The 24,685-nt window shown below is 67.7% G+C and carries 24 protein-coding genes and 1 pseudogene; 6 read left to right on the forward strand and 19 right to left on the reverse strand.

Translation table 11 applies throughout. The features are described from left to right. Nucleotides 1-101: 101 nt before the first annotated feature. The 3 genes from MKCMC460_RS27510 to MKCMC460_RS27520 all read right to left on the reverse strand — a co-directional run bounded on the left by MKCMC460_RS27510 (nt 102) and on the right by MKCMC460_RS27520 (nt 4,505). Entirely contained in the window at nt 102-2,369 is a 2,268-nt protein-coding gene (locus MKCMC460_RS27510; RefSeq protein ID WP_236978302.1) for a serine/threonine-protein kinase, read from the reverse strand. Between the two features lie 196 nt (nt 2,370-2,565). After that, nucleotides 2,566-3,258, reverse strand: a complete 693-nt coding sequence (locus MKCMC460_RS27515; protein ID WP_236978304.1) for a GAP family protein — start codon at nt 3,256-3,258, stop codon at nt 2,566-2,568. 92 nt (nt 3,259-3,350) lie between these two features. After that, on the reverse strand, nt 3,351-4,505 hold the full coding sequence (locus MKCMC460_RS27520; RefSeq protein ID WP_236978306.1) for a TDT family transporter: 1,155 nt from the start codon (nt 4,503-4,505) through the stop codon (nt 3,351-3,353). A gap of 166 nt (nt 4,506-4,671) precedes the next feature. Here MKCMC460_RS27520 and MKCMC460_RS27525 point away from each other — a divergent pair, with 166 nt between their 5' ends. The 3 genes from MKCMC460_RS27525 (at nt 4,672) to MKCMC460_RS27535 (ending at nt 7,016) form a co-directional block, all read left to right on the forward strand. Then, on the forward strand, nt 4,672-4,854 hold the full coding sequence (locus tag MKCMC460_RS27525) for a hypothetical protein (protein ID WP_236984448.1): 183 nt from the start codon (nt 4,672-4,674) through the stop codon (nt 4,852-4,854). Beyond that, nucleotides 4,851-5,234 (forward strand): integrase, encoded by a 384-nt coding sequence (locus MKCMC460_RS27530; RefSeq protein WP_236978308.1) that lies wholly within the window; start codon nt 4,851-4,853, stop codon nt 5,232-5,234. The genes MKCMC460_RS27525 and MKCMC460_RS27530 overlap by 4 nt, the downstream gene beginning before the upstream one ends. A 213-nt stretch (nt 5,235-5,447) precedes the next feature. Then, nucleotides 5,448-7,016 (forward strand): LCP family protein, encoded by a 1,569-nt coding sequence (locus MKCMC460_RS27535; protein ID WP_370653040.1) that lies wholly within the window; start codon nt 5,448-5,450, stop codon nt 7,014-7,016. 11 nt (nt 7,017-7,027) lie between these two features. Here MKCMC460_RS27535 and MKCMC460_RS27540 read toward each other — a convergent pair whose 3' ends face one another. The 4 genes from MKCMC460_RS27540 to MKCMC460_RS27555 are packed head-to-tail and all read right to left on the reverse strand — an operon-like array spanning nt 7,028 to nt 10,329. Continuing rightward, the gene (locus MKCMC460_RS27540; RefSeq protein WP_236978310.1) at nt 7,028-7,804 is read right to left on the reverse strand and encodes an SDR family NAD(P)-dependent oxidoreductase; all 777 of its coding nucleotides are present in this window, start codon (nt 7,802-7,804) and stop codon (nt 7,028-7,030) included. Then, entirely contained in the window at nt 7,801-8,454 is a 654-nt protein-coding gene (locus MKCMC460_RS27545) for a nitroreductase family protein (RefSeq protein ID WP_236978315.1), read from the reverse strand. The genes MKCMC460_RS27540 and MKCMC460_RS27545 overlap by 4 nt, the downstream gene beginning before the upstream one ends. Nucleotides 8,455-8,503: 49 nt before the next feature. Further along, nucleotides 8,504-9,337, reverse strand: a complete 834-nt coding sequence (locus MKCMC460_RS27550) for an SDR family oxidoreductase (RefSeq protein WP_236978317.1) — start codon at nt 9,335-9,337, stop codon at nt 8,504-8,506. Between the two features lie 56 nt (nt 9,338-9,393). Beyond that, nucleotides 9,394-10,329 (reverse strand): enoyl-CoA hydratase, encoded by a 936-nt coding sequence (locus tag MKCMC460_RS27555; RefSeq protein WP_236978318.1) that lies wholly within the window; start codon nt 10,327-10,329, stop codon nt 9,394-9,396. Between the two features lie 127 nt (nt 10,330-10,456). Here MKCMC460_RS27555 and MKCMC460_RS27560 point away from each other — a divergent pair, with 127 nt between their 5' ends. From MKCMC460_RS27560 to MKCMC460_RS27570, 3 genes are all read left to right on the forward strand, one after another. Continuing rightward, on the forward strand, nt 10,457-10,621 hold the full coding sequence (locus tag MKCMC460_RS27560) for a hypothetical protein (protein ID WP_099051228.1): 165 nt from the start codon (nt 10,457-10,459) through the stop codon (nt 10,619-10,621). After that, on the forward strand, nt 10,621-12,069 hold the full coding sequence (locus tag MKCMC460_RS27565; protein ID WP_238305092.1) for a trehalose-6-phosphate synthase: 1,449 nt from the start codon (nt 10,621-10,623) through the stop codon (nt 12,067-12,069). Before MKCMC460_RS27560 ends, MKCMC460_RS27565 begins: the two co-directional genes overlap by 1 nt. An 87-nt stretch (nt 12,070-12,156) precedes the next feature. Beyond that, nucleotides 12,157-12,735: a hypothetical protein gene (locus tag MKCMC460_RS27570; protein WP_238305094.1), complete on the forward strand. Its 579-nt coding sequence runs from the start codon at nt 12,157-12,159 to the stop codon at nt 12,733-12,735. A gap of 6 nt (nt 12,736-12,741) precedes the next feature. On the opposite strand, the gene MKCMC460_RS27575 is transcribed toward MKCMC460_RS27570, so the two are convergent. The 12 genes and pseudogenes from MKCMC460_RS27575 to MKCMC460_RS27630 form a co-directional block, all read right to left on the reverse strand. Continuing rightward, entirely contained in the window at nt 12,742-13,233 is a 492-nt protein-coding gene (locus tag MKCMC460_RS27575) for a mammalian cell entry protein (RefSeq protein WP_236978320.1), read from the reverse strand. Continuing rightward, nucleotides 13,233-13,954 (reverse strand): annotated as a pseudogene (locus tag MKCMC460_RS27580) (mammalian cell entry protein). Before MKCMC460_RS27580 ends, MKCMC460_RS27575 begins: the two are co-directional and overlap by 1 nt. 13 nt (nt 13,955-13,967) lie before the next feature. After that, nucleotides 13,968-15,650, reverse strand: a complete 1,683-nt coding sequence (locus MKCMC460_RS27585) for a virulence factor Mce family protein (RefSeq protein ID WP_236978321.1) — start codon at nt 15,648-15,650, stop codon at nt 13,968-13,970. An 11-nt stretch (nt 15,651-15,661) separates the two neighbouring features. After that, nucleotides 15,662-16,816 (reverse strand): MCE family protein, encoded by a 1,155-nt coding sequence (locus tag MKCMC460_RS27590; protein ID WP_236978322.1) that lies wholly within the window; start codon nt 16,814-16,816, stop codon nt 15,662-15,664. Beyond that, on the reverse strand, nt 16,813-18,282 hold the full coding sequence (locus MKCMC460_RS27595; RefSeq protein WP_238305095.1) for a virulence factor Mce family protein: 1,470 nt from the start codon (nt 18,280-18,282) through the stop codon (nt 16,813-16,815). The genes MKCMC460_RS27590 and MKCMC460_RS27595 overlap by 4 nt, the downstream gene beginning before the upstream one ends. Beyond that, nucleotides 18,279-19,355 carry a virulence factor Mce family protein gene (locus tag MKCMC460_RS27600; protein ID WP_236978326.1) on the reverse strand — a complete coding sequence of 359 codons (1,077 nt, stop codon included), beginning with the start codon at nt 19,353-19,355 and terminating at the stop codon, nt 18,279-18,281. Before MKCMC460_RS27600 ends, MKCMC460_RS27595 begins: the two co-directional genes overlap by 4 nt. Further along, a complete protein-coding gene (locus tag MKCMC460_RS27605; RefSeq protein WP_238305097.1) occupies nt 19,342-20,397 on the reverse strand; it encodes an MCE family protein in 1,056 nt (351 codons plus the stop codon). Before MKCMC460_RS27605 ends, MKCMC460_RS27600 begins: the two co-directional genes overlap by 14 nt. Next, complete coding sequence (locus MKCMC460_RS27610; RefSeq protein ID WP_236978328.1) at nt 20,397-21,599, reverse strand: MCE family protein; 1,203 nt, start codon at nt 21,597-21,599, stop codon at nt 20,397-20,399. Before MKCMC460_RS27610 ends, MKCMC460_RS27605 begins: the two co-directional genes overlap by 1 nt. A 4-nt stretch (nt 21,600-21,603) precedes the next feature. Further along, nucleotides 21,604-22,446 carry an ABC transporter permease gene (locus MKCMC460_RS27615; RefSeq protein ID WP_236978332.1) on the reverse strand — a complete coding sequence of 281 codons (843 nt, stop codon included), beginning with the start codon at nt 22,444-22,446 and terminating at the stop codon, nt 21,604-21,606. Between the two features lie 46 nt (nt 22,447-22,492). After that, nucleotides 22,493-23,257: an ABC transporter permease gene (locus tag MKCMC460_RS27620; protein ID WP_236978333.1), complete on the reverse strand. Its 765-nt coding sequence runs from the start codon at nt 23,255-23,257 to the stop codon at nt 22,493-22,495. Nucleotides 23,258-23,450: 193 nt separating this feature from the next. Further along, nucleotides 23,451-24,386: a 3-oxoacyl-ACP reductase gene (locus MKCMC460_RS27625; protein WP_236978334.1), complete on the reverse strand. Its 936-nt coding sequence runs from the start codon at nt 24,384-24,386 to the stop codon at nt 23,451-23,453. 25 nt (nt 24,387-24,411) lie between these two features. Then, nucleotides 24,412-24,603, reverse strand: coding sequence for a ferredoxin (locus MKCMC460_RS27630; protein ID WP_180919227.1), 192 nt, complete (start codon nt 24,601-24,603; stop codon nt 24,412-24,414). Between the last annotated feature and the right edge of the window lie 82 nt (nt 24,604-24,685).

Below are 24,685 nucleotides of genomic sequence, written 5' to 3' on the forward strand. Positions count from 1 at the left end.
CGAACTCCGTTCTCGTCTTCCACGTCGCGATCTCGACGTTGGACCTTCAACGGCCTACCCGCGCGGCGCGCGTTTGAAAACCGGCCCGGCCCAACCGGCGGTCAGCCGCCGGTGCGGGTGAACTTCATGTCGTACGGGCCGCCCTTGCACGAACTCCCGGATTCGTCCTTGACACCGTTACCGCTGAGAACGGCTATCGGGTCCTCCGGCGGTTCGGGCAGCGGAAAGGTCCCCTTGATCTTCACGTGCGAGGTGCCGCCGGCCGGACAAGCCGCGTCGTACTCGTCGTCGCGGGTCCAGACATTGTTGGCGAACTGCAGTAGCTGGGTGCCAGTGCTGGCGTTTCTGACAAAGCGGCTCAGACAGCGGTCACCGGTGCGCAGACAGAAGGTGTCCACGCTGTAGTCGGCTTCCTGCGGCTTGGGCGCGTCCGGGCCGGTATAGGTAGTCAGCAGGTGGTAGTTGCCGCGCAGCGCCTCGGCCGGTGAAACCACGCGGGCGGCCAGCTTGGTGGGGTCGGGCACGTTCGTACCGTCCGGGTCACCGGTCCGGGTGAACGTCACTGTCCGTTTGCTGTAGCAGTCCAGTGAGTCGGTGATCCATTCGCCGACCATGGTGCCGTCAGCGTGCGGCTGCAGCCAGACGTAATTCCATTTCTCGATGTTCTTGTCGTTGCACTTGCCGCCCTCCAGCGCCACGGCAATCCAGCGCCCCCGCACATAGTCGAAAGTCAGCCTCGGCGTGTGGTTGTAGGTGCCGTCGGTTCGCTGCGCCGAGGCCACGCATCCGTTGCCGTCACTGCCGCACGCTGAATGCAACACCCAGGTCTCGTGATCCGGCGGCTCGGAGTTTTCCACCGGCTTGCCCGCCAACGAGACCTTCGGACCGAAGTCGGCGGTGTAGGTGCCGGTGAACGACCCGGCCCCGGCTGCTCCGCCGGTGGGCTCGGCACCGCCGGGATGCGCTGCGGGCTGCTCGCTACCGCTGCTGCCGTGGCCGCCGGTCAGCACGATCGCAGCGACGACCCCGACGACGGTCACCAGCGCACCCACCCCCGCCAGCAGCAACGCAGTGCGGCGCCGCTTCGGCGCTGGCGCGGCGGGGCTGGGGCTGCTCTCCTCGGCAGGTGCCGGCCACGGCGGTGGCGTCTGAGGATCGCTCGGCAGCCGGAACACGGTCTGCTCTCCGCTGTTGGGGCGATAGATCTTCGGGTCGCTACTCGGCCGCCGCAACGTCGGGTCGGTGTTGGGTCGCTGCACGGCCGGTTCGGCCGGCGGGCGCTGCGGCACCGGTTCGGGGGCCAGCCGCTGCGGCTCGGCGGGCGGACGGTACCGATTCGGGTCGGCCGTCGGCCTGGGCTGGCTCTGCCGAACCGGCCCGCGGCGCTGGTTCGGGTCAGCGGGCGGGCGGCGGTGTCCAGGATCGGCATACCCCTGCCCCGGAGCGCCCCGCATCGGCGGTGGCTGGTTCGGCGGCGGCTGCTTCGGCGGGCCGGGCGGCGGCGCCAACTGAGTGCGTTGCTGCACGGGTTCGGGCCGGCGCACCGGAATCGGGCGGGTTCCGGTGACCGCCTCCCGCGCCGCCACCGCCAGATCGGTCACCGTCGGATAGCGCTGCTCGGGGTTCTTGGCCATCGCGGTGGCGATGACAGTGTCGAGTTCCTCCGGAATGCCCCGACGCAAGGTGGACGGGCGCGGCGGCGGCAGACTCAGATGGCCACCGATCTGCTGTTCGAGGCTGGCGCCGGGGAACGGTTGGCTGCCGGTCAGGCACTCGTGCAGCACACATCCGAGCGCATAAGTGTCACCGCGTGGGTCGGTCCGGCCGTTCGTGACCCGCTCAGGCGCCATATACGCCCAGGTCCCGATCACGTTGCCGGTCCCGGTCATGTGCGAATCGCCCTCCGCACGGGCGATCCCGAAGTCGATCAGGTACGCGAAGTCGTCCTCGGTGACCAGGATGTTGGATGGCTTGACGTCGCGGTGCACCAACCCGATCCGATGCGCGGACCGCAACGCCGAAGCGATCTGCTCGATGATGTTGACCGCACGCTCGGGGTCCAGCGGGCCTTCGGCGATGATGGCCTGCAGGTCGCGGCCCACGACCAGGCGCATGTCCACGTACAGCCGGCCCTCGATCTCGCCGAAATGGTGGATGGGCACCACGTGCGGATCGTTGAGCCCCGCCGCCGCCAGTGCCTCGCGCCGGAATCGCTGTTCGAAAGTGGGGTCGTTGGCCAGATTCGCCGGCAGGACCTTCACGGCGACGACGCGCTGCGTCTCGGTGTCGTAGGCGCGCCACACTTCGCCCATACCGCCGCGGCCCAGCAACTCGATGAACCGGTAGCGGCCGAAGGTCGTACCTTCCACTCCGCCCCCTCAAGCGAATTCTCGTCGATACTCAGCAAATACATTAAGGCCGCACATGCAGGGATGCACGACTGCACCGACAAGCTAAGCACGAAAGGGCACCGGCGCATACCACGGTTCGTCGCTCAGGATGCGCCGCAGCGGAACCGGCCTGCGCCATGCGACGGTGACCTCGGCCGTGACGCCGCCCGGCTCGTCAGCTCAGCGCACTGATCCCGTTGTAGAGCACCATCAGACCGATCAGGATCAGGACGGCGGCCAGCATGCCCAGGTGATTGCTCTCCATCCAGTCCTTGAGTTTGGTCAGTTGGTCCTCGAGGCGGTCGCCGGCGCTGAGGTAACCCAGGATCGGGAGGGCGGCCGTTGACGCGGACAGGACGACGAACACCGTGGCCAACACCCACTTGCCAGCCACCCCGAGTGAGCTGGTGCCGATAGCCAAGCCGCCCGCCAGGCACATGATCGACACCTCGAGTCGCACCACCGTGAGCACCAGCCCGGTGAGGCCTGCCCGTCGCGGGGTGATGGTGTCGAACGCCCGCATCCACCGGGGCGTGTCGGACTCCCGGTGCCGGGTCAGCCACCGGTAGATGCCGAACAGGATCAGCGCCGAACCCAGCACCACACGCGTCCAGGATGCCCAGTGCGGCGGCGACTTGTGCAGGCCGCCGAACAGACCGGATCCGGCCGTGAAAACGGCGGTCAGCGCGGCCAACCCGAGCACCCATCCGCCAAGGAACGCCAGACTCGTGGGCCGGGGCCGCGGCGAGTGCAGGACCAGCACCGCCGGGATGATCGTCAACGGTGACACCGCGATCACCAGAGCCAGCGGTATCAGCGTGGCCAGCAATGAACCCCAACTACCCGTCACGGGCAGCAATCTTCGCATTGAAACGCGCACCCTGACCGCATTGGGCGCAAAACCTCGCTTTCCGGCCATTTGCGTGCGTTGCCGGACCGGCACGAGTGGCTAGGCGCGGATCACTGCGTCCTACTTTCCTTGCTGGCCCTGACCGGATCGGCGCTCGGGGGCAGTTTGAGCAGGTTGCCGTGCCAGCTGCCCCGCGCGGTGCGCACCGTCACCAAGATCCAGGTGAACAGCAGGCCGACATACGCGGCGGCCGCGGCCACCTTGAACGCGGGCAGCTGGGTGTGCGAAGCCAGCTGCGAAGTTCCGGTGACGAAGGTGCCGACCGGAAACGTCAGGCTCCACCAGGTCAGGGCGAACGGCATGCCGCGCCGCAGGGTGCGCACCGTCAGCGAGGTGGCCAGCGCGATCCATAACACCGCGAAGCCCCACACCGGGACACCGAACAGGACGGCGAACGCGTTCATCGCCGCGGCCAGTCGGTGGTCGATCGCGCCGGTCGCCGCAGCCGACGCGAGCAGACCCGCGGCGGTGATGGACTGGCCGAGCGGCCCCAGCACGATCCACAGCGTCGGCACCCGCGCCGTGCCGGAGGTGCCGTACAGCACCAACCGGCTCCAGATCATCGCGATGATGTTCAGCGAGGCGAACAGCGAGAGTCCGAACATCGCGTAGCAACCGAACAGCATCGTCTCGCGTGGGGTGCCCGGCGGCAGGTGCGGCAGCAACAGCGCGCCCGTGGCGGCCGACACCATCGGCGGCACCACCGGCATCAGCCAGCCTCCGAACGCCGCGTCGGGCTCCACCTCCAACTGGGTGAACATCAGGTACGGGATGCTCACGGCGGTGAACAAGCCGCCGAGGGTGCCCGCCGTCCACAGCACCCAGTCCAGGTCGACGGCGACGCGCTGCCCGATCAGATCCCCGCTCACCAGCACCGCGCCCGCACCGACGGTCATCAGCGCCATCGGCGCGGCCCCGTAGAAGTGGGCCATCTGCGGATTGCGGGCATGGGCGCGCGCCACCCTCGGGTTGCGCAACCAGTGTCCGCCGACCAGCACGATCAACAGCACCAACAGGGTGGCGGCCAGCATCCACACACCGTGGGTGAAGCCACGCAACCCGGGCACGTGGACGGGCAGCGTCGCCCCGGCGATGGCCACGATCCCGGTGCCCATCACCGACGCGAACCAGTTCGGGCCGACATTGCCCAGGACTTCGACGCGGGTGGTCGGCGCCGGGGCGTCACCCGGGCTGGCAGGGGCCATAGCTGTGCAACCTACTGCCTTGCGGGGCCGTGCCCAGCGTCAAGACGCGCCTACACTGCGGTCAGGTGCCCCTCAGGAGTGGAAAGTGCAGATACGGACCCGCGCTCGAACCAAGACGTCGTTGGTGATCACGCTCGCCGCGGTGGCGGTGATCGCGGCGCTGGCGATGCCGATCAAGCAGCGATGCGGCGCCCCCGGCCATACCTGCGGCACCGCGGTGGACACCGACGGCAACGTGCATTACTACTACGAAGTCGAACCCTTCGGGATCGTACTGACCGAGATGGTGACCGGTTCGGACATCCCGCTGTTCTACCGGTCCGGCGAGGAGATCGTGAAGGTCCGATGAACGCGCGAATCGCGGCAGTGGTGGCGGTGGCGCTGCTGCTCGGCGGCGCCATCGCGGCGATCCCGATGACCGACGTGTCGCTGGCGACCAGGACCGAGAATTTCTGCGTCGTGGGCTATTCCTGTCCCGCCAGTCCCGCCGCCGACGGCGGCGACCAGGCCACCGCGGAGCGCCGAATCATCGACGGTTATGTGGCCAAGCAGGCCGGCTGCACACCGGAGGCCACGGCCGATCCGCAGTCGGTGACTTGGCAGCCGCCGGGGTTCACGCCCAACGTCGGCGGTGCGGGCAACGTCAACGACGCGGACGCGAGCCTGGGGGGCCATTTCGTCGCCGCCTACGTCAACGGCCGCTGGCATATCGACTACCAGTACTGCTGACGCCGCCGCAGCAGGCCCCCGGGCCGGGGCAGAACGTTCTGCTCAAGGCGGTTTTGGCGACTGGATCCCGGCACTCGGCTGGGCAGGATACCGGGCCTGGAGTGGGGGCTGCACAGCAATCTGCCGCATACTAGACGTCATGTCTGGAATGCCGTCACCGCAAACCGCCGGCCGTACGCCGGCCGGGCGGTGGCCGCTGGGCCGAGGACATTAGTGACACGTTCCGGCGGTGCTCACCGCCTCCGATCAAATCGACGTGCGGTCAAGCGGACGACGCTGCGCAAACGCGTCGCGCGCACCTTCATGACCGTGGTCTCGGTGGTGGCTGTCGGAACGACCGGCGCGGGTTACTGGGTAGCCCACGGCGCCCTCGGCGGCATCACGATCTCGCAGGCGCTGACCCCCGAAGACCCCAGGTCCAGCGGCAACAACATGAACATCCTGCTCATCGGCCTGGACTCGCGCAAAGACCAGGACGGCAACGACCTACCCTGGTCGATCCTGAAGCACCTGCACGCCGGCGACTCCGACCAAGGCGGCTACAACACCAACACGCTGATCCTGGTACACGTCGGATCGGACGGCAAAGTCGTCGCCTTCTCGATCCCGCGCGACGACTGGGTGGCCTGGAACGGCATCCCCGGCTACAACCACATCAAGATCAAAGAGGCGTATGGGCTGACCAAGCAGTACGTCGCCAACCAACTCGCCAACCAGGGCAACCTCTCGCAGCGTGAACTCGAAGCCCGCGGCCGCGAGGCCGGCCGGGCGGCAACGCTGCGCGCGGTGCGCAACCTGACCGGCGTCCCGATCGACTACTTCGCCGAGATCAACCTGGCCGGCTTCTACGACCTGGCCCAGACCCTGGGCGGCGTCGAAGTCTGTCTGAACCACCCGGTCTACGACTCGTACTCCGGCGCCGACTTCCCGGCCGGCCGCCAGCGGCTGGACGCGTCGCAGGCGCTGTCGTTCGTCCGGCAGCGACACGGCCTGGAGAACGGCGACCTGGACCGCACCCACCGGCAGCAGGCGTTCCTGTCGTCGGTGATGCACGAGCTGCAGGACACGGGCACCTTCACCAACCTCGACCGGCTCAACAGCCTGATGGCCGTGGCGCGCAAGGACGTGGTGCTGTCGGCGGGCTGGGACGAAAACCTGTTCCGCCGGATGGGTGAGCTGGCCGGCGGCAATGTGGAGTTCCGCACGCTTCCCGTGGTGCGCTACGACAACATCGACGGCCAGGACGTCAACATCATCGACCCGGCCGCGATCAAAGCCGAGATCGCCGCGGCTTTCGGTACAGCCGCCACCCCGTCGACGGCGGCGACCACGTCGACGAAGCCGAACCCGTTGACCGTCGTCGACGTGGTGAACGCCGGCGCCATCAGCGGGATGGCCTCCCAGTTGTCCAGCGCGCTGAAGAAGCGCGGCTACACCGCGGGTCAGGTCCGTGACCGCGAGTCCGGCGACCCGACGTCCACCACCATCCAATACGGCGCCGGAGCGGAGACGGACGCGCAGAACCTGGCCAACGTGCTGGGGGTGGACCCGCCCACCAAGCCGGACCCGAGCATCGCTGCCGGGCACATCCGGGTGACGGTGGACACCAACTTCTCGCTGCCCGTCGCCGAAGAGAGCGCGTCCACGACGACGTCCACCACCACCACGACGACCACGACGGCCCAGTCCAACGGCTACTACTACAACGGCACCTTCACGCCGTACCCGACACCCGATCGGGGCAAGCCGATCGACGGCGGCGGGGTGCCCTGCGTCAACTGACCGACGACCGCTCAGGCGTGCGTGCCGCCGTCGATACGGATCTCGGTTCCGGTGATGAACTGGCCGTCGTCGGACACCAGCATGGCGATGACGCCCGCCACCACCGACGGGTCGGCCATTCCGGCGCCGCTGGAGGTCTCGGTGGTGGGCAGGATCGGCATCAGCCGGCCGAACAGCGACCAGTCGGCGTCGGTGGGTATGTATCCGCCGGTGGCATCGGTGATACCGGACTTGATGCTGCCGGGCGCCACGCACACCGCGCGCAGCCCGGCCTTGGCGTATTCCAGCGCCACCGCATGCGTGAAGGACTGCACCCCACCCTTGCTGGCCGCATAGGCTGCCATGTATGGGTGCGCGAAGCTGGCCGAGGTCGAACTGAAGTTGACGATCGAGCTGCGCGGGTTGGCCAGCAGCGCCGGCAGCGCCTCGCGGACCACCAGGAACGTGCCGGTCAGGTTGACGGTGATGATCTGGTTCCACAGTTCGAGGCTGGTCTGGGTGGTGTGCGCGGCCCGCAACATGCCCGCCGCATTGACCACCGAATCCAGCCCGCCCAGGATGTCGACAGCCGAGCGCACCCCGTCGACCACCGAACGCTCGTCGGCGACGTTCATCTCGAGCGGGGTGAACCGGTCACCGCGGTTGCCGCGGGTTACGGCAAGGCCCGCTGTGTCGATGTCCGCGCCGACCACCGTCGCCCCCTCGTCGACCAGTCGCAGCGCTGTCGCCTGACCGATCCCCGACCCGGCGCCGGTGATCAAGATCCGCCGGCCCGCCAGCCGGCTCACCGGAATGCCCGGTTGCCGTACCGGTCCAGCGACACGAACTCGCCGACCGGCCGACGGCTGGTGGGACCGTACTTACCCATCGGCCAGCCCAGCGGGATCACCGCGCACGGGGTGACATTCCACGGCAGGCCCAGCACTCGCTTGGCGGCGAACGTGCTCCACAGCGGCATCGTGATCAGCGCCGCGCCCAGTCCGGCCGCGCGGGCCGCCAGCAACAGGTTCTGCACCGCGGGATAGATGGAGCCGTAGGCGCTGCTGGCCGCGATCGGCGGCACCGGCGGGATGATCCCTTTGAGGCAGGCCACCACGACGACGGGGATGTCGTCGAAGTGCTCTGCCTGCCAGCGCACGGCCTTCTCGACGCGCAGCATCTTGTCGTCCATCCGCTTTTCCAGGGTGCGCTTGTACAGCGGCCCGAAGGCCTTCATCGCCGCGCGATTCAACCGGCCCAGCCTGGCGACCACCTGGCGGTCCTTGACGACGATGAACTCCCAGTTCTGCGCGTTCGAACCGGTGGGTGCCTTCATCGCCAGTTCGAGGATGTGCAGGATCAGCGAGTCGTCGACCGGATCACTCTTGAGCCGACGGATCGCACGCTGGGTGCGCATCGCCTCTTCGAGCGGCATGTTCAGTGGTTCTTGTTGGGCCATGGCCCTCATTCCAGCACGGCCAGGCCACCGCCGGAACCGGCGGTGACCCTCAGACCACGCCGCGCAGCGCGTCGGCGCCGAACATCTGCTCCATCATCGACGAGTAGTCCGGGCCGCGGCGCACCATGTGGCCACCGTCGACGTTGATGCACTGCCCGGTGATGTAGCTGGCGGCGTCGCTGAGCAGGAACATCGCCAGGTTGGCCACATCCTCGACCTCGCCGACCCGCGGCAGCGGCGTGCACTGCGCATAGTCGCCGCTGATCTCCGGTGACTGGATGACGCTGGCGTCCACCAGGTCGGTGCGGATCAGACCCGGACGGATGCTGTTGGCCCGCACCCAGGAGGCGCCGAGTTCGTCGGCGGCCAGTTGCATCATGTGGTCGATGGCCGACTTGGTGACGCCGTAGGGACCGAACCAGCGGTGGGTGTTGCTGGCGGCGATCGACGAGATCGCCACGAACGATCCGCCGCCACCGCGCACCAACTCCCGCGCCACGTGTTTGAGCACGTACATCGTGCCGTTGACGTTGAGGTCGACGGTGCGACGCCACTGCTCGGAGTCGGTGTGGGTGAGCGGTCCGATGGTCAGCGAACCGCCGGCGCTGTGGACGGCGCCGTGCAGCCGGCCGTGCCACGCCGTGGCGGCGTCGACCACCCGGGCTACCTCGTCCTCGTTGGTCACGTCGGCGGGTTCATAGCGGATCGAGCCGGGCAGTTGCAGGCCCTCGATCTCCTTGACGGCCGCGGCCAGCCGGTCGGCGCTGCGGCCCATGATCATCACCGAAGCGCCGCCTTCGACCAGCCCGGTCGCCACCCCCTTACCGATACCGCTGCCGCCGCCGGTGACCAGATACGTCCGGTCCTGGAATGAAAGCTGCACTGGAAGCCTCCCGCGCCGAAAACTGAAACAGGTTCTAGCTATCGAATCATTGCGCGTCAGGGCTCGTCGCGGCGGGCGACCTGGGTGGGCCGGGCGGTGCGCCAGTCCTCGACTTCCGGCGGCAACCCGACCGGCATCCGGTTCTCGTTGTGGGCCGCCCAGTGCGCGTGGCCCAGTTCGTGGATGTGGAACGCGTGCCGCAGCGCCTCGGTGAAGCCCATCGCGTCGGACGCCGCGTTGACCGACGACTTCACCAGCAGCGCGGCCATCGTCGGACGCTCGGCGATGCGCCGCGCGAAAGCCAGCGTCTTCTGTTCCAACTCGTCGAGCGGGAAGACCTTGGACACCATGCCGAGCCGGTAGGCCTCGTCGGCGTCCAGCGAATCACCGGTCAGCAGCAGCTCTTTGGCTTTGCGCGGGCCGAATTCCCAAGGGTGCGCATAGTATTCGACGCCCGGCATGCCGAGCCGCACCGCGACCACGTCGCTGAATTTCGCGTTGTCGGCGGCGACGATCAGATCGCACGCCCAGATCAGCATCAGCCCCGCCGAGATCGCGTTGCCCTGCACCTGCGCGATGGTGATCTTGCGCAGGTCGCGCCAGCGGGCGGTGTTCTCGAAGAAGAAATGCCACTCCTGGTGGTAGAGCTTCTCCACGATCGGTTCCAGGGTGGCCCCGTGCGAACGGAACGTCGGGTGCTGCGTCGGACCCGGCTTACGCTCGGCCAGCGCCGCCTCCGAACCCAGGTCGTGGCCGGCGGAGAAGTTGCGGCCGCGGGCGGCCAGGATCACCACCCGGACGGTGTCGTCGGCCTCGGCCCGCAGGAATGCCTCGTCGAGCTGCACCAGCAGGGTGCGATTCTGCGCATTGTGCTCCGCCGGCCGATTCAGCCAGATACGGGCGATGCGTCCCTCGTCGAGGGTTTCGTAAACCACCATCTCGGGGGCCGCGGGCGCCTCGGCGTTGGTGTCGGTCTGGTCGGAGAGTGTCATTGCCCACCTCACTAGTCACGGGCTGGTCTTTACACATTACGGCCAGTGTGTAAGCGGAAATCGCTGGGGCTGCCGCGGCTGCCGACACCGAAAGAGATACTCGAGTGGCTTCCCTTACAGTTGAGGAATGCCTACCAAGACCGACCACGGTGATATCGGCGACGTCGAACCGCTGGCGGACAGCACCGCCAGCCAGGCCCGGCGCGTCGTCGCCGCCTACGCCAACGACGCCGACGAGTGCCGCGTCTTCTTGTCCATGCTCGGCATTGGTCCGGCGAAACACGAGAGCTAATGGCTCGAAAAGGCGGCGCCCGCTACGGCGACTCTGACTTCGTCGTCGTCGCCAACCGGCTGCCGGTCGACCTGGAACGCCTCCCCGACGGCAGCACCACCTGGAAACGCAGCCCCGGCGGCCTGGTCACCGCGCTGGAGCCGCTGCTGCGCAAACGCCGCGGGGCCTGGGTGGGCTGGCCCGGTGTGGTGGATGCCGACGAGGACCCGATCGTCCAGGACGAACTGACGCTGCATCCGGTGCAGCTCAGCGCCGACGACGTCGCGGAATACTACGAAGGTTTCTCCAACGCCACGCTGTGGCCGCTGTATCACGACGTCATCGTCAAGCCGATCTACCACCGCGAATGGTGGGACCGCTATGTCGACGTCAACCGCCGCTTCGCCGAGGCCACCTCCCGCGCCGCGGCCGAGAACGGAACCGTCTGGGTACAGGACTACCAGCTGCAGCTGGTGCCGAAGATGCTGCGTGAGCTGCGTCCGGACCTGACCATCGGGTTCTTCCTGCACATCCCGTTCCCGCCGGTGGAGCTGTTCATGCAGCTGCCGTGGCGCACCGAGATCATCGAGGGACTGCTCGGCGCCGACCTGGTGGGCTTCCATCTGGCCGGCGGCGCGCAGAACTTCCTGATCCTGGCCCGACGGCTGCTCGGTGCCGAAACGTCGCGGGGAGCCGTCGGGGTGCGATCCCGGTTCGGCGAGGTGGTGCTCGACGCGCGCCGCATCCGGGTGGGTGCTTTCCCCATCTCCATCGACTCCAGCGCGCTCGACCAGGCCGCGCGGGACCGGAGCGTGCGGCGCCGGGCCCGCGAGATCCGCGCCGAGCTGGGCAACCCGCGCAAGATCCTGCTCGGCGTGGACCGGCTCGACTACACCAAGGGCATCGACGTGCGGCTCAAGGCGTTCAACGAGCTGCTCGACGAGGGCCGCGCCAAGCGCGACGACACGGTGCTGATCCAGCTGGCCACCCCGAGCCGGGAACGGGTGGAGAGCTACCAGATCCTGCGCAACGACATCGAACGGCAGGTCGGGCACATCAACGGCGAATACGCCGAGGTCGGCCACCCGGTGGTGCACTATCTACACCGGCCCGTCCCGCGCGACGAACTGATCGCGTTCTTCGTGGCCAGTGACGTCATGCTGGTCACCCCGCTGCGCGACGGCATGAACCTGGTCGCCAAGGAGTACGTCGCCTGCCGCAGCGACCTGGGTGGCGCCCTGGTGCTGTCCGAATTCACCGGCGCCGCAGCCGAACTGCGTCAGGCCTATTTGGTTAACCCGCACGACCTCGAAGGCGTCAAGGATGCCATCGAGGCCGCGCTCACCCAGTCCGACGAGGAGGGCCGCCGCCGGATGCGCGCGCTGCGCCGTCAGGTGCTCGCCCACGATGTGGACCGGTGGGCCCGCGCGTTTCTCGACGCGCTGGGCGAAAGCCGTCCGCAGGGCTGACCGGCAAGTCCCACCGAACCCGTGGTGTTGGCGGCGATTCGCTGTGATACTCAGATGCGGCGCTGCGGCGCGGAGGGAGGGGTGCAGGTGAAGATCCGTCGCGGGCTGGCCGCCGGTGCCGTCGTCAGCACAGCCGTCGCATTCGGCATGGCGCTGGATTCGGACACCCCGGCCTACGCGATCGGGCCGCCCCCGGACGGCACCTACGCGTTCAACCAGGCCGGCGTGTCCGGCGCCACCTGGACCATCGGCGCGCTGTGCGTGCAGCCGTCGGGAACGCGCAACATGAACGACTATTCGGACCCGATCGTCATCGCGATGAACTGCGCGCTGAACATCGTCAGCACCACCCCGGCGAACAACACCCGCGCCGAACATCTGCAGAACTTCAGCGGCCGGGCCCGGATGACCAGCATGCTGTGGACGCTGCAGGTCAGCAAGGCCGAAGGCGTGGTGTGCCCGGACGGCACCTTCGCCCCCAGCAGCGAGACCTACGCGTTCAGCGACGAAACCCTGACCGGCACCCACACCACCCTGCACGGGGCGGTGTGCGGCCTGCAGCCGGACATGAAGAAGGAGCCGTTCTCGCTGTCGCAGGTGGGGCCGCCGCCCAGCCCGATCGAACGTTATCCGTTGGAGTGCAACGACATTGCGATCTGCTTCTGATCGCGATCAGATCGGTTTGATGAAGGCGATCAGCCACTTGCCGCCGATGCGCTGGAACTCCACCCGCACCCGGATGCCTTCGTAGATCGGCTGGCGCGCCTTGTCGGTGACGGTGCGGTTCATGAACACCATCACCGCGGCGGAATTGCGGTTGGCCTCCATGACGCCCACGCCCACGACGTTGGCCTGGATCACCACCTCGCGCTTCTTGGCCTCCGGGATGATCTGCTCGTTGGCCCGCTTCTTGAACTCTTGGCGGTAGTCGGGCGTCATCATCGGATAGGTGTCGCCGAGGCTGCGCTCGACGGTTTGGAAGTCGTAGCCGAGGACCTGCGGCATCTCCTTGGCCACCAGCGTGGGCAAAGCGTCGCGCGCCGCCTGGGCACCGCGCGCCTGGACCCGGTCCCAGTAGTACCAGCCCCCCACGGCCGACAGCCCGACGATCGCGACGATCGCCAGGTAGGCGGCGGCGGTGGCAAGCCACCGCGACCATCGCATCAGTTGCCCCCGTCGGGGTACATCAGGTCGTAGGCGGTCATCCGGCCCGTCTCGTCCCGTGCACGATGACCCGCATCCGGTAGGGCTCCGACGGCTTGTTGACCCCGTCCATGTCGGCGACCGTCACCCGAACCGCCACCAGCACCGCCGCGTTGTCGCTGACCGAGTCGATGCTCTCCAGGCCAGCGCCGGTGATGACCGCTTCCGAGGACGAGTTGGTCTTGCGGAAGATCGTCTTGAGGATCTCGATGTTCTCCGCGCCGAACTTGGCGCGCAGCGGGCCGCTGGTCCCGTTGACGAAACGGCTCACCGCCTCGTCGATGTTGTCCATGGTGTGGCTGTACATGTTGACCACGGTCTGGGTGGCGGTGTCGACGAACCGCTGCTCACGGGCCTGCTCGGCCCGCGCGTTCCGATGTTGGGTCACCAGCGCGGTGACGCCGGCGGTCAGTGCGGCGATCACCATCACCGCCGCCACCAGCGACACCCAGCCGACCACGCGGCGGTTGGGCTGCCGGCGCCGCGGCGGCCGGACCGTCGGGCGGGTCTTGCTGGCTGCGGCCGGGTGTGCGGTCTTCTTCGGGGCGACGACGACGGTCTCGGCGGCACCCGCCGTCGCCTCGCGTTCGACCTGTTGGGTTTTCGGGGGGCCTGCTGCGCGCGCGGCCTTGCGGCGCACACGCTGCGTCGTCGGTACTTCTTCGGTCACCACTGAATCCACGTCGGCTGCTCGGCTAAAGCGGTTTGGGCGCGAGCATCAGGTCCACCCAGTTCTCGGCGCCGGCTGCGCCGGTCACGCCGGACGCGAAGATACCAGTGCCGCCCGCCGGATCCTTGAACAGGCCGGTCGACGGGTCATAGGTGGTGTAGGCCGGACCACTGGCCTGCGGTTCCGGACCGGGCGCCGGACCGGTGCCCAGCGGTGGCGGCGGCGGCTCGAGGTACTTGGGGTACGGCAGCTGCGGCGGCACCGGCGGGTAGTTCGGCGGCATGTACGACGGGTTGCCCGGCGGCGGCGGGACGTTGTTCGGCGGCGGCGGGTCGTAGGCCGGCTGATGCGGAGCCGGACCGGGGCCCGGGGTCACTCCGGGCGGCGGCGGGCCGACGATCGGGATGCCCGGGTCTGGGTCCGCACCCGGCGGAATGAAGGGGAAATGGTTGGGCGGCAGGATGTTCAGCCCGTTGGTGACCGGTGTGCCGTACGGGATCGGCGGTCCGCGCCACGGGTTGGTGCCCAGCGGCACGTACCCGCGCGGGTCACGGCACATCTGCACGGTGGGTGCCCGCTTGCCGGGGAATTCCTGGCAGGGATAGTTGCGGGCGCCACGCACCGTGGTCGGGTCGTTCTGCGCGGCCTTGCAGTACATGTCGCGCGGGACTTCGCGCACCGTCTCGTCGGCCGGTGTGCGCATCAACGGGGCCGGGATGAAGCCGGTGCTGCATGGCGGCGGGTCGTTGAGGTCCAGCTTGAAGTCCAGTTTCGCGCCCTCGTCCTGGGGTGCGCCGCCGGCCGCGGTGGTGATCGCGGCGAACAGGGCCGGGAACACGACCAGCAGCTGCTCGATCGACTTGTGATAGATCACGCCCACCCGGCCCAGGTTGGCCATGTTCGCCGCCAGCGCCGGGAACGACGGGCGGATCCCGGTGAGCGTCTCGTTGGCCTGGTCGATCGCCCCGGGCGCGATGGCCAGCGTGTCACGCAGCCGCGGGTCGGCCTGGCGGACCTCGGAGGTGAACCGCGCCAGCCCCTCGGCCAGCGTCTTGATGTCGGCGCCGGCGCGGACCTGTGCCTGCAGGAACGGCCCGGCCTGGTCGATCAGCTGCGACACCTGCGGGTAGTCGGCGTTGGCCTCGTCCACCAGCAGCCGGGCCGACTCGATCATCCTGGCCAACTCCGGACCGGTGCCGTTGGTGGCCAGGAACGCTTCGTGCAACACCTCCCGCAGCCGGGTGTCACCCAGGCTGTTGACCAGCGTCTCGGCCTTCTTCAGCAGGTCCGCGACGTCCTGACCGATGCGGGTGTTGGCGCGTTCGATCTTGGCTCCGTTACGCAGCTTGCCCGGCGCCGGATTCGCCGGGGGCACCAGGTCGATGTACTGCTCGCCGATCGCCGACACGCTCTTGACGGTGGCGGTGACGTTGGCCGGGATCGGGGTCCCGCTGTTGAGCCGCATTTGCGCGGTGACGCCGCTGGGGTTGAGCCCGACGGATTCCACCCGGCCGACGGCCACCCCCCGGTAGGTGACGTTGGCGTTCTTGTACAGCCCGCCGCCGGCCTCGAAGTCGGCGCTCACACCGTAGGTTCCGATGCCGAACGTGGCCGGCAACCGCAGGTAGAAGACGCCCATCACGGTCAGGGTGATGACCGTGATGATGGCGAATATCCACAGCTGGATTCTGGTGAGTCTGTCGATCATCTGGGCCGCCTCTACTGTGACGCCGTGCCGGGCGGGATCTTGAACGGGTCGGCCGCTTGTCCGGACAGGTTGGCCAGCTCACCCATCAGGAAGTTCGGCGCGTTGAGCACTTCGTCCATGTGCATCATGTTCGGGTCCAGCGCGTAGCTGGTGGTGAAGAACGTCTCCCCGATCCGGCGCAGGGTCAGGTCGAACGTGGTGAACACGTTGAGGTAGTCACCGCGCACCGCCTGCTTGATGCCGAAGTTGGGGAACGGGAACGTCAGCATGATCTGCAGCGACGTGACGAAGTTCTTGCGATTGTCGTTGAGCGCCTTGATCGCCGAGTACAGATCTTTGACGTCGGCGGCGAAGTCCGACTTGGTCTTGGACAGCACGTTGGAGGCGACGTTGGCCAGTCGCCGCAGCGAGCTGAACGCCTCCACGATGTGGTCACGGTTCTTGTTGAGCACGCGGATCGCTTCGGGCAGCGTGTCCAGCGTGCGACCCAGGTTGTCCTTGTCGCGCGCCAGGATCGACGAGAACCGGTCCAGCCCCTCCATCGCGCCGATGATGTCGTTGACCTGGCGGTTGAGGCCGGCGGTCAGCTCGGCCAGCCGGGGCACCAGGTCGACGAACTGGCCTTGGCGGCCGGCGACGGCCTGATACGTCTCGTCGGTGATCTCTTCCAGCGCACCGACATTGCCTTTGTTCACCACCACGCCCAGCGCCGAGAAGACCTCCTCGGTAGTCGGGAAGCGGCCGGTGTTGGCCTCGGGGATCCGCGCCCCGTTGCCCAGCCGGCCCTGCGCGGGCTTGTCGGTGGGCGCGGCCAATTCGATGTGCAGCGAACCCAGCAGCGAGGTCTGGGCAACTCTGGCGACTGCGTTGGCGGGCAGCACCACGTTTTTGTCCAGCGCCAATTTGACTGCCGCATAGAAAGATCCGTCGGCGCGCTGCTCGGCCGCGACACCGGCGACGCTGCCCACGGTGACGTCGTCGACGAACACCGGCGAGTTCTGCGGCAGGGTGGAGATGTCGGGCAGTTCCACGGTCACCGAATAGGCCCCGCTGCCGTGGCCCGCGGTTCCGGGCATGGACAACGAGTTCAAGCCGCCGAACGAGCAGCCGGCCAGCAACGTGCAGCCGACCAGCAACACGCTGCCGCGCAACAAGATTCGCCTCATCGGCCGCCCCCTTGTTCGGCCGGCAACGGGCCGGGGGCGGGTCCCGGGAGTGGCCCGGGGGCTGCGGCAGGCGCGGCGGGACCGGGAGCTGCGGCGGGGCCGGGACCGGGCGCTGCGGCAGGGCCCGGGGCGGGACCGAAGCCCGGTGGCGAGCCCGCGGCCGGGGCCGGAGCCGCCGGCGGGTTCAACAGGCTCTGCAGGTCGGTGACGTTGCTGGGCGCCGGTCGTCCCGAACCGGGCGCAGGAATCCAGGTCAGCTCCGGAACCGGCGTCTCCGCCTTGGCCTGGGTGGCGGGCGTGTCGTAGATGATCTGGCCCTTGTAGGCGGTGATCGTGTTGATCGGGTGGAACATGATCGGCGGATAGTTCACGGTGAGCCGGCGCAGCACCGGCCCCAGCCGCTCGCGGCAGATCTCGGCGCGCCGGTAGTAGTCGGGCGCCGACGGCCCGCCCGCGGTGTCGAAGGATCCGCCGCAGATGAATTGCACCGGGTTCAGGAAGTTGGGCAGCGACAGCAGACCGTTCAGGGTGCCCTGCGCCGGGTCGTAGATGTTGTAGAAGTTCGAGATGCCGGGCCCCGCGACGTGCAGCACCTGCTCGATGTTGTCGCTCTGATCGCTCAGGGTCTGGGTGAAGTCCTTGAGTTGGTTGACAGTTTCGATCAGGTTCGAGTTGTTCTCCTGCAGAAAACCCCGCACGTCGGACAGCGCCTGGTTCAGGGTGCCCAGCGTCTGGTCGAGGTCGCGCGAGCTGTCCGCCAGCACCTGCGACACCGACGCCACATGGCCGGCGAACTGCACGATCTGCTCGTTGCTCTGGGACAGCGCGTCGACGAGAACCTGCAGATTCTTGACCGTGCTGAAAATGTCGCTACGCGAATCCCCAAGGCGCCCAGCCACTTGCGCGAGCTCGGTGAGTGCGCTGTGGAACGACTGGCCGTTGCCGTCCAGGGTGTTGGCGGCCTGGTTGATCGCCGCGCCCAGCGGACCCTGCATTTCGCCCGCGGCCGGGCTGAGCGACACCGACAGCTGGGTCAGCGCTTCCTTGACCTCGTCCCATTCCACCGGCACGCCGGTGCGGGTCAGGTCGATGACGGCACCCTCCGGTAGCACCGCGCCCCCGGTGTAGGCCGGCGTGAGCTGAATGAACCTCGCCGCCACCAGGTTCGGCGAGATGATCACGGCCTTGGCGTCCCTGGGGATCTTGACGTCGTCGGACACCTTCATGACGATCACCACGCGTTTGTCCTGCGGCTCGATCGATTCGATCTTGCCCACCGGCACACCCAGCACACGAACCTGGTCGCCCGGGTAGAGCCCGACGGCGGAGGTGAAGTACGCGGTCACCTTGCGGCCGCCGCCGCCGGCGGAGAACAGCACGTAGGCACCGCCCACCAGCGCCGCGACCAGCGCGACGATGGTGATGGTCCGCAGCCCCTTGCTGCCGAGTCGTCTGGGGCCGGTCATGGTGACTTCGGCCTGATCGTCCAGCGTTCCTGGATCATTCCGCGCAGGTAGTCGGCCAGGCTGTCGGGCAGCTTGCCGGGCTGGAAGACCACGTCGAACATGGTCGCCACCAGCGGGGCCGGGATCGCACCGAAGACGTTGACGTTGAATCCGGGACCCGAACCCACCACCTCGCCCAGGGTGGTGGCGTAGGTGGGCAGCCGCTTGAGCGCCTCGGTGATGTAGTCCCGGCGTTCGTTGAGATTGGCCAGCACCTGGTTGATCTTGGTCAGGGCCGGGCCGAACTCCCGGCGGTTGTCGTTGACGAAACCGGAGAGCTGCGCGGAGACGCCCTGGATGCCGGAGATCAGCGAACTCAGTGCGGCGCGGCGCTCGTCGAGAGCGGCGAACAACGCATCGCCGTCGTCCACCAGTTTGCGGACCTGCCCGGCCCGGTCGGACAGCACCGCCGTCACCGACTTGGCGTGCGCCAGCAGGCCCTGCAGCGCCTCGTCGCGGCTGTTCAGGGTGCGCGACAGCGTGGTGACGCCGTCCAGCGCGCCGCGCAGACCCGGGGTCGCGTCGTGCAGCGTGTCGGTGAGCACCTTCAGTGCGTGCTCGAACTGCGGCTTGTTCAGGTTGTTGGCGTTCTGGCCGAGATCCTCCAGCGCGCCGGCCAGCGTGTACGGCGTGGTGGTCCGGCTCAGCGGGATCGTGGTGGCATGCCCGGAGCCGCCCGGGCTCACCGAGATGGAGCGCTCACCGAGGATGGTGTCGGTGCGGATCGCCGCCAGCGACTGGTCGCCGACCACCACGTGGCGATCGACGCTGAACGTGACCTTGGCGCTGTCTCCGGCCAGGGCCACGTCCGACACCTTGCCCACCTTCACGCCCGACACCGTGACGTTGTTGCCCGGCGTGATGCCGCCGGCGTCGCTGAAGTAGGCGGTGTAGCTGTTGCCCTGCGGCCAGAACGGCAGGCTGGCGTAACCGAAGGCGATGAGCACGACGAAGGTGACCACCGCAAGGCCGATGATGCCGGTGCGCAGTGGATCCTGGTCGCGCTTGCTGGCCGGCTGTTTACTGCTTGGCAAAGGCACACCTCCCCTTGCTGGAGTCGACCTGGCCACCGAGTCCCAAGCGGATGTCCGAGCCGGCCGGCCCGTTGATTTTGATGGTGACCGAGCAGAAGTAGATGTTGAAGAACGATCCGTAGGTGCCGAGCGCGGCCAGCCGCAGGTAGTCCTCGCCCAGTTGCTCCACGTCGTTGTTGATCTCGGCTTTGCGGGTGTCCAACTCGGTGGCCAGCGGCCGGGCGTTCTCCAGCACACCCTGCAGCGGCCGACGCGAATTACGAAGCAGCTCAGCCAGATTCGTCGTGGTCGAGGCCAGCGGCGGGATGGCGCCGGCGATTGGATCACGGTTTTTGGCCAGCCCTTCGATCAGCTGCTGCAGTTGGTCGACGCTGGTGGAGAACTGAGCGCTGCGTGCATCGACGGTCCCCAGCACGGTGTTGAGGTTGGTGATCACGTCGCCGATGAGCTGGTCCCGCCTGCCCAGCGCCGAGGAGAAGGAACTGGTGTCGGCGAGCAGATTGGACAACGCCCCGCCCTGGCCCTGCAGCAGTTCGATCAGGGCACCGCTGATCGCGTTCACCTTGTCCGCGTCCAGCCCCTTGAGCACCGGCTTGAGCCCACCCAGCAGGGCGTCGAGGTCCAGGGCCGGCTGGGTGTGCGAGGAGTTGATGGTGCCGCCGGGCGGCAGTTTGCGCAGCTCGCCGGGCCCGGAGGTGATCTCCAAAAACCGGTCACCGACCAGGTTCTCGTAACGGACCACCGCGCGGGTGGACGAGTACAGGGTGTAGCGCTCGTCGACGCCGAACTCGACGTCCACGGTGTTGTCCGGGTTCAGCTTGACCCCGGAGACCGCACCGACGGGCACGCCCGCGATCCGGACCTTCTGGCCGCCCTTGAGCCGGGACGCGTCCAGGAAGGTGGCGTGATACGTACGCTCCGAACCGAATCGGAAGTCGCCGAACACCACCACCAGCGCCGCACTCACCAACAGCATGACCACGGTGAAGATGCTCACCTTGATCACCATCGAGCGGTGCGACGGAACTGACCCGGCGGCCATCAGAAGTCGTCCCGTTCCGCGAGGGCGCCGTGGAAGAGGAACTGCAGCGTCGAGGGCGCGTCGAACTGGAACTCGGTGAACGGCTCGTAGGGAATCAACGCGTTGTCGGTGACCAGGAACGGCGCCCGGTAGAACGAGCCGCCGGTCTGCTTGGTCGGAATGTCGGGCAGGCCACGACAATTCGGCCCACCGGAGGCGTTGACCAGCGGCAAGCTCTCCGGATAGGTGTAGGCAGGCGAGCCGATGACGAAACTCGACGAGGTGAACAGGCCGGCCTTGCGCACGCCGAGCAGCGGGGCGAATTCCTTGACGCCACGGTCGATACCGGCCAGCAGGCAGCCGAACTCCGGTGAGTAGTCCGCGGCCACCTTCAGCGGGGCGCGCAACCGGTTGACGGTGTCGATCAGGTTCTGCTCGGCCGGGGCCAGCGTCTCATAGCCGTTGTTGGCCAAGCCGATTGCGGCCAGCAGCGTGGTGTTGAGGTTGTGCTGCTGATCCACGACCGTGCGGTTGATCGTCGGCAGGTTGTCGAACAGTGTGTTGAGGTCCGGTGCCGCGTCACCGTAGACGTTCGTCACGATGCTGGCCTTGCGGAAATCCTCCTGCAGCGTAGAAAGTTTTGGATTCGCTTGGCGGGTAAGGGTATTGAGGCCCGTCAGCAGCGACCCGAGGTCGTCGCCGTGGCCGCGCAGACCCTCGGACAAGGCGCTCAGCGTTCCGTTCAGTTCCACCGGGTCGACCTTGTGCAGCAGGTTGATCAGCGACTGGAACAGCGTGTTGACTTCCAGCTGCACCGCCGATGCCTGCACCTGTGCGCCCGGCCGCAGCGAGGTGGCGGCCGGGTCCTTAGGAGCAATGAACTCCACCGACTTGGCGCCGAAGATGGTGTTGCCGGCGATATGCACGGTCGCGTTCGACGGAATCCAGTGCAGATCACCGCTGTAGATGGCCAGCTTCAACCGGGCCTGGTCGCCGCTATAGGAGATGTCCTCGACCTTGCCGACCTGGATGCCGCGGAACTTGACCTTGGCGCCCTGCTCCATCACCAGGCCGGCGCGCTGCGACGAGACGGTGACGGTTTCCACCGGGGTGAAGTACGCGGTGTAGGACAGGTAGGTCAGCACGGCCGAGGCCACCAGCAGCCCCGCGAGCACCGCCGCGGCCACCCGGCCCGCGGTCTTACGTGATTGCGTATCTGACATCGCCTCAGCCCGAAAGGTTGAAGTTGCCGGTCGCGCCGTAGACGGCGAGCGAGATGAACAGGGTGATGACCACGACCACGATCAGCGAAGTGCGCACCGCCTGGCCGACGGCGACGCCCACCCCGACCGACCCGCCGCTGGCGTTGTAGCCGTAGTAGGTGTGCACCAGCATCACCGCGATCGCCATCGCGATGGCCTGCAGGAACGACCACAGCAGATCGGACGGGATCAGGAAGGTGTTGAAGTAGTGGTCATAGAGGCCCGCGGACTGGCCGTTGACGAACACCGTGGTGAACCGGGCGGCGAAGAACGCGGCGAGCACCGACAGCGAATACAGCGGAACGATCGCGACCAACCCCGCGACCAACCGGGTCGACACCAGATACGTCACCGAGTGCACCGCCATGCATTCGACGGCGTCGATCTCCTCGGATACCCGCATCGCGCCGAGCTGGGCGGTGGCGCCGGCGCCGATGGTGGCCGCCAGCGCGATGCCGGCGATCACCGGCGCGACGACGCGGACGTTGAGGAAGGCGGACAGGAACCCGGTGAGCGCCTCGATGCCGATATTGCCCAGCGACGAATAACCCTGCACCGCGATGACGCCGCCGGAGGCCAGGGTCAGGAACGCCGCCACCCCGACCGTGCCGCCGATCATCACCAGCGCGCCGGCGCCCAGCGTCATCTCGGCGATCAGCCTGATCGTTTCCTTGCGATACCGGGTGATGGCGCTGGGGACGAAGCGCAAGGTATCCCCGTAGAACAGCGCCTGCTCGCCGAAGTTGTCGACCGGTTCGGCGAACCTTGAGAAGAAGCGCTTGAAGCGGAGGGTGGAGTCGTAGCTCATCGCATCAACACCATCGCCGCTGCGTCGCCCATCGTTACGGTCATCCCTACTTGGCCGAGATTCTGACGCCGATGGCCGTCATGACCACGTTGATGACGAACAAGCAGATGAATGCGTAGACGACGGTTTCGTTGACCGCGTTGCCGACCCCCTTGGGGCCGCCCTTGACGGTGAGCCCGCGGTAGCACCCGACCAGTCCCGCCATCACCCCGAACAGGAGCGCCTTGACTTCGGCGAGGATCAGCTCGCGCAGACCGGTCAGCACGGTCAGGCCGTTGATGAAGGCGCCCGGGTTCACGCCCTGTAGGAAGACCGAGAACGCGTAGCCCCCGGACAGCCCGATGATGCACACCAGGCCGTTGAGCAGCAGGGCGACCAGTGTGGAGGCCAGCACCCGGGGCACCACCAGCCGCTGAATGGGGTCGATGCCGAGCACCCGCATCGCGTCGATTTCCTCACGGATGGTGCGCGCGCCCAGGTCCGCGCAGATCGCGGTGGCGCCGGCGCCGGCCACCACCAGCACGGTCACGATCGGCCCGAGCTGGGTGATGGTGCCGAAAGCCGTGCCCGCACCGGACAGGTCGGCCGCGCCGATCTCGCGCAACAGGATGTTCAGGGTGAAGGCGACGAGCACGGTGAACGGGATGGACACCAACAGCGTCGGCACCAGCGAGACCCGCGCGACCATCCAGGTCTGCTCCATGAACTCCTGGAACTGAAACGGCCGCCGAAAGGCGGCACGCGCTGTCTCGATCGACATCTCGAAAAATCCACCGACCGCACGGGCCGGTACGGCAAGTCGCTGCAACAACCGGGTCCCCCAATCTGCGGCTCGCGGCGTAGTTTTCGTGACCGGAACACACCGTTGGATGACTCGTTGCTTGGTGTGAGCGCGCTCATAGTAACTAGAACATGTTCGGGGTGTCGATGAACCCCGATATTTTTGCGGCAATAATGTCTAGCTGGTACTTCTCCTCCACAGACGCGCAATAAGGGCGATCCGGTCAGTCCATCAAATGGGTGGCGGCGAAGGTCACTTCCGGGTCCCGGCCGGCGAAGTAGCCCTGCAATGTGGTGCTCAGCTGGGCGGGATCCCAGGCCGCCGCGCCGGCGTCGAAGCGCTGCTCCACCGTCGGCGCGGCGACCAGTGTGACGCGCGGGCCGTACACGATGAACACCTGACCGTTGACCTCCGCGGCCGCCGGTGACGCCAGGAATCCGACCAGGGTGACCACGTGCTCGGGAGACAGCGGGTCCACCTCAGCGTCTTCGGGGGCGGCGCCGAACACGTCGGCGGTCATCGCGGTGCGGGCGCGCGGCGCGATCGCGTTGGCGCACACCCCGTACCGTCCCAGCCCGCGCGCGGCGGTCAGGGTGAGCGAGATGATGCCGGCCTTGGCGGCCCCGTAGTTGGCCTGCCCCACCGGTCCGACCAGGCCGGCCTCCGAGGAGGTGTTGATGATGCGGCCGAAGACCCGGCCCTCCTTGGTGTCTTTCGCCTTGGCGCGCCAATAGGTTGCGGCGTTGCGGGTGAGCAGGAAGTGGCCGCGCAGGTGCACGGCGATCACCTGGTCCCAGTCCTCGTCGGTCATGTTGAACAACATCCGGTCGCGGGTGATGCCGGCGTTGTTCACCACGATGTTCAGGCCACCCAGGCCGTCGGCCGCGGTGAGCAGGTCGTCGGCGGTGGACCGCGCGCTGATGTCGCCGGCCACCGCCACACCCTTGGAACCGGCCGCCTTGATCTCGTCGAGCACGTCGGAGGACTCCAGCGCCGGGGCGATGTCGTTGACGACGACGGTCGCGCCGAGTCGGGCCAGGCCGATCGCCTCGGCGCGGCCCAGGCCCGCCGCGGCGCCGGTCACCACGGCGACCTTGCCGGACAGATCGGTTGCGCTCGCCTCGCCGGCCGGAGCAGCGGGGTCAGTGGGTGCAGTCAATTTATGAATACCTCTAGTTTCGGTGTCAGTCTTCTCTTAGCAGGGCGGCGCGGGGGCATTCGGCGATCGACTGCTCAGCCAGATCCTCCTGGTCGGCCGGAATCGGATCCGTCTTGACCACGGCGTAGTCCTCGTCGTCCAGGTCGAAGATATCCGGCGCTATTCCCACGCAAACGGCATTACCTTCGCAACGGTCACGGTCTACTTTCACTCGCACGGCATCCTCCTTGAACTTGGGCTGGAAGTTGGGGAACACGCCTCTTTCGTCGGCAAATCAGTATGCAGCACCACCATAGAAC

It is taken from the genome of Mycobacterium sp. 20KCMC460 (assembly GCF_022179425.1).
Classification (GTDB): domain Bacteria; phylum Actinomycetota; class Actinomycetes; order Mycobacteriales; family Mycobacteriaceae; genus Mycobacterium; species Mycobacterium kiyosense.

What these genes read in the sequence shown, in the direction of transcription:
- MKCMC460_RS27575 (WP_236978320.1), bottom strand. Translation starts at nt 13,233, where the DNA reads ATGCGATGGTCGCGGTGGCTTGCCACCGCCGCCGCCTACCTGGCGATC.
- MKCMC460_RS27520 (WP_236978306.1), bottom strand. Translation starts at nt 4,505, where the DNA reads ATGGCCCCTGCCAGCCCGGGTGACGCCCCGGCGCCGACCACCCGCGTC.
- MKCMC460_RS27585 (WP_236978321.1), bottom strand. Translation starts at nt 15,650, where the DNA reads ATGATCGACAGACTCACCAGAATCCAGCTGTGGATATTCGCCATCATC.
- MKCMC460_RS27545 (WP_236978315.1), bottom strand. Translation starts at nt 8,454, where the DNA reads ATGGCCCAACAAGAACCACTGAACATGCCGCTCGAAGAGGCGATGCGC.
- MKCMC460_RS27615 (WP_236978332.1), bottom strand. Translation starts at nt 22,446, where the DNA reads ATGAGCTACGACTCCACCCTCCGCTTCAAGCGCTTCTTCTCAAGGTTC.
- MKCMC460_RS27530 (WP_236978308.1), top strand. Translation starts at nt 4,851, where the DNA reads ATGAACGCGCGAATCGCGGCAGTGGTGGCGGTGGCGCTGCTGCTCGGC.
- MKCMC460_RS27555 (WP_236978318.1), bottom strand. Translation starts at nt 10,329, where the DNA reads ATGACACTCTCCGACCAGACCGACACCAACGCCGAGGCGCCCGCGGCC.
- MKCMC460_RS27560 (WP_099051228.1), top strand. Translation starts at nt 10,457, where the DNA reads ATGCCTACCAAGACCGACCACGGTGATATCGGCGACGTCGAACCGCTG.
- MKCMC460_RS27605 (WP_238305097.1), bottom strand. Translation starts at nt 20,397, where the DNA reads ATGGCCGCCGGGTCAGTTCCGTCGCACCGCTCGATGGTGATCAAGGTG.
- MKCMC460_RS27610 (WP_236978328.1), bottom strand. Translation starts at nt 21,599, where the DNA reads ATGTCAGATACGCAATCACGTAAGACCGCGGGCCGGGTGGCCGCGGCG.
- MKCMC460_RS27590 (WP_236978322.1), bottom strand. Translation starts at nt 16,816, where the DNA reads ATGAGGCGAATCTTGTTGCGCGGCAGCGTGTTGCTGGTCGGCTGCACG.
- MKCMC460_RS27515 (WP_236978304.1), bottom strand. Translation starts at nt 3,258, where the DNA reads ATGCGAAGATTGCTGCCCGTGACGGGTAGTTGGGGTTCATTGCTGGCC.
- MKCMC460_RS27565 (WP_238305092.1), top strand. Translation starts at nt 10,621, where the DNA reads ATGGCTCGAAAAGGCGGCGCCCGCTACGGCGACTCTGACTTCGTCGTC.
- MKCMC460_RS27595 (WP_238305095.1), bottom strand. Translation starts at nt 18,282, where the DNA reads ATGACCGGCCCCAGACGACTCGGCAGCAAGGGGCTGCGGACCATCACC.
- MKCMC460_RS27525 (WP_236984448.1), top strand. Translation starts at nt 4,672, where the DNA reads ATGCCGATCAAGCAGCGATGCGGCGCCCCCGGCCATACCTGCGGCACC.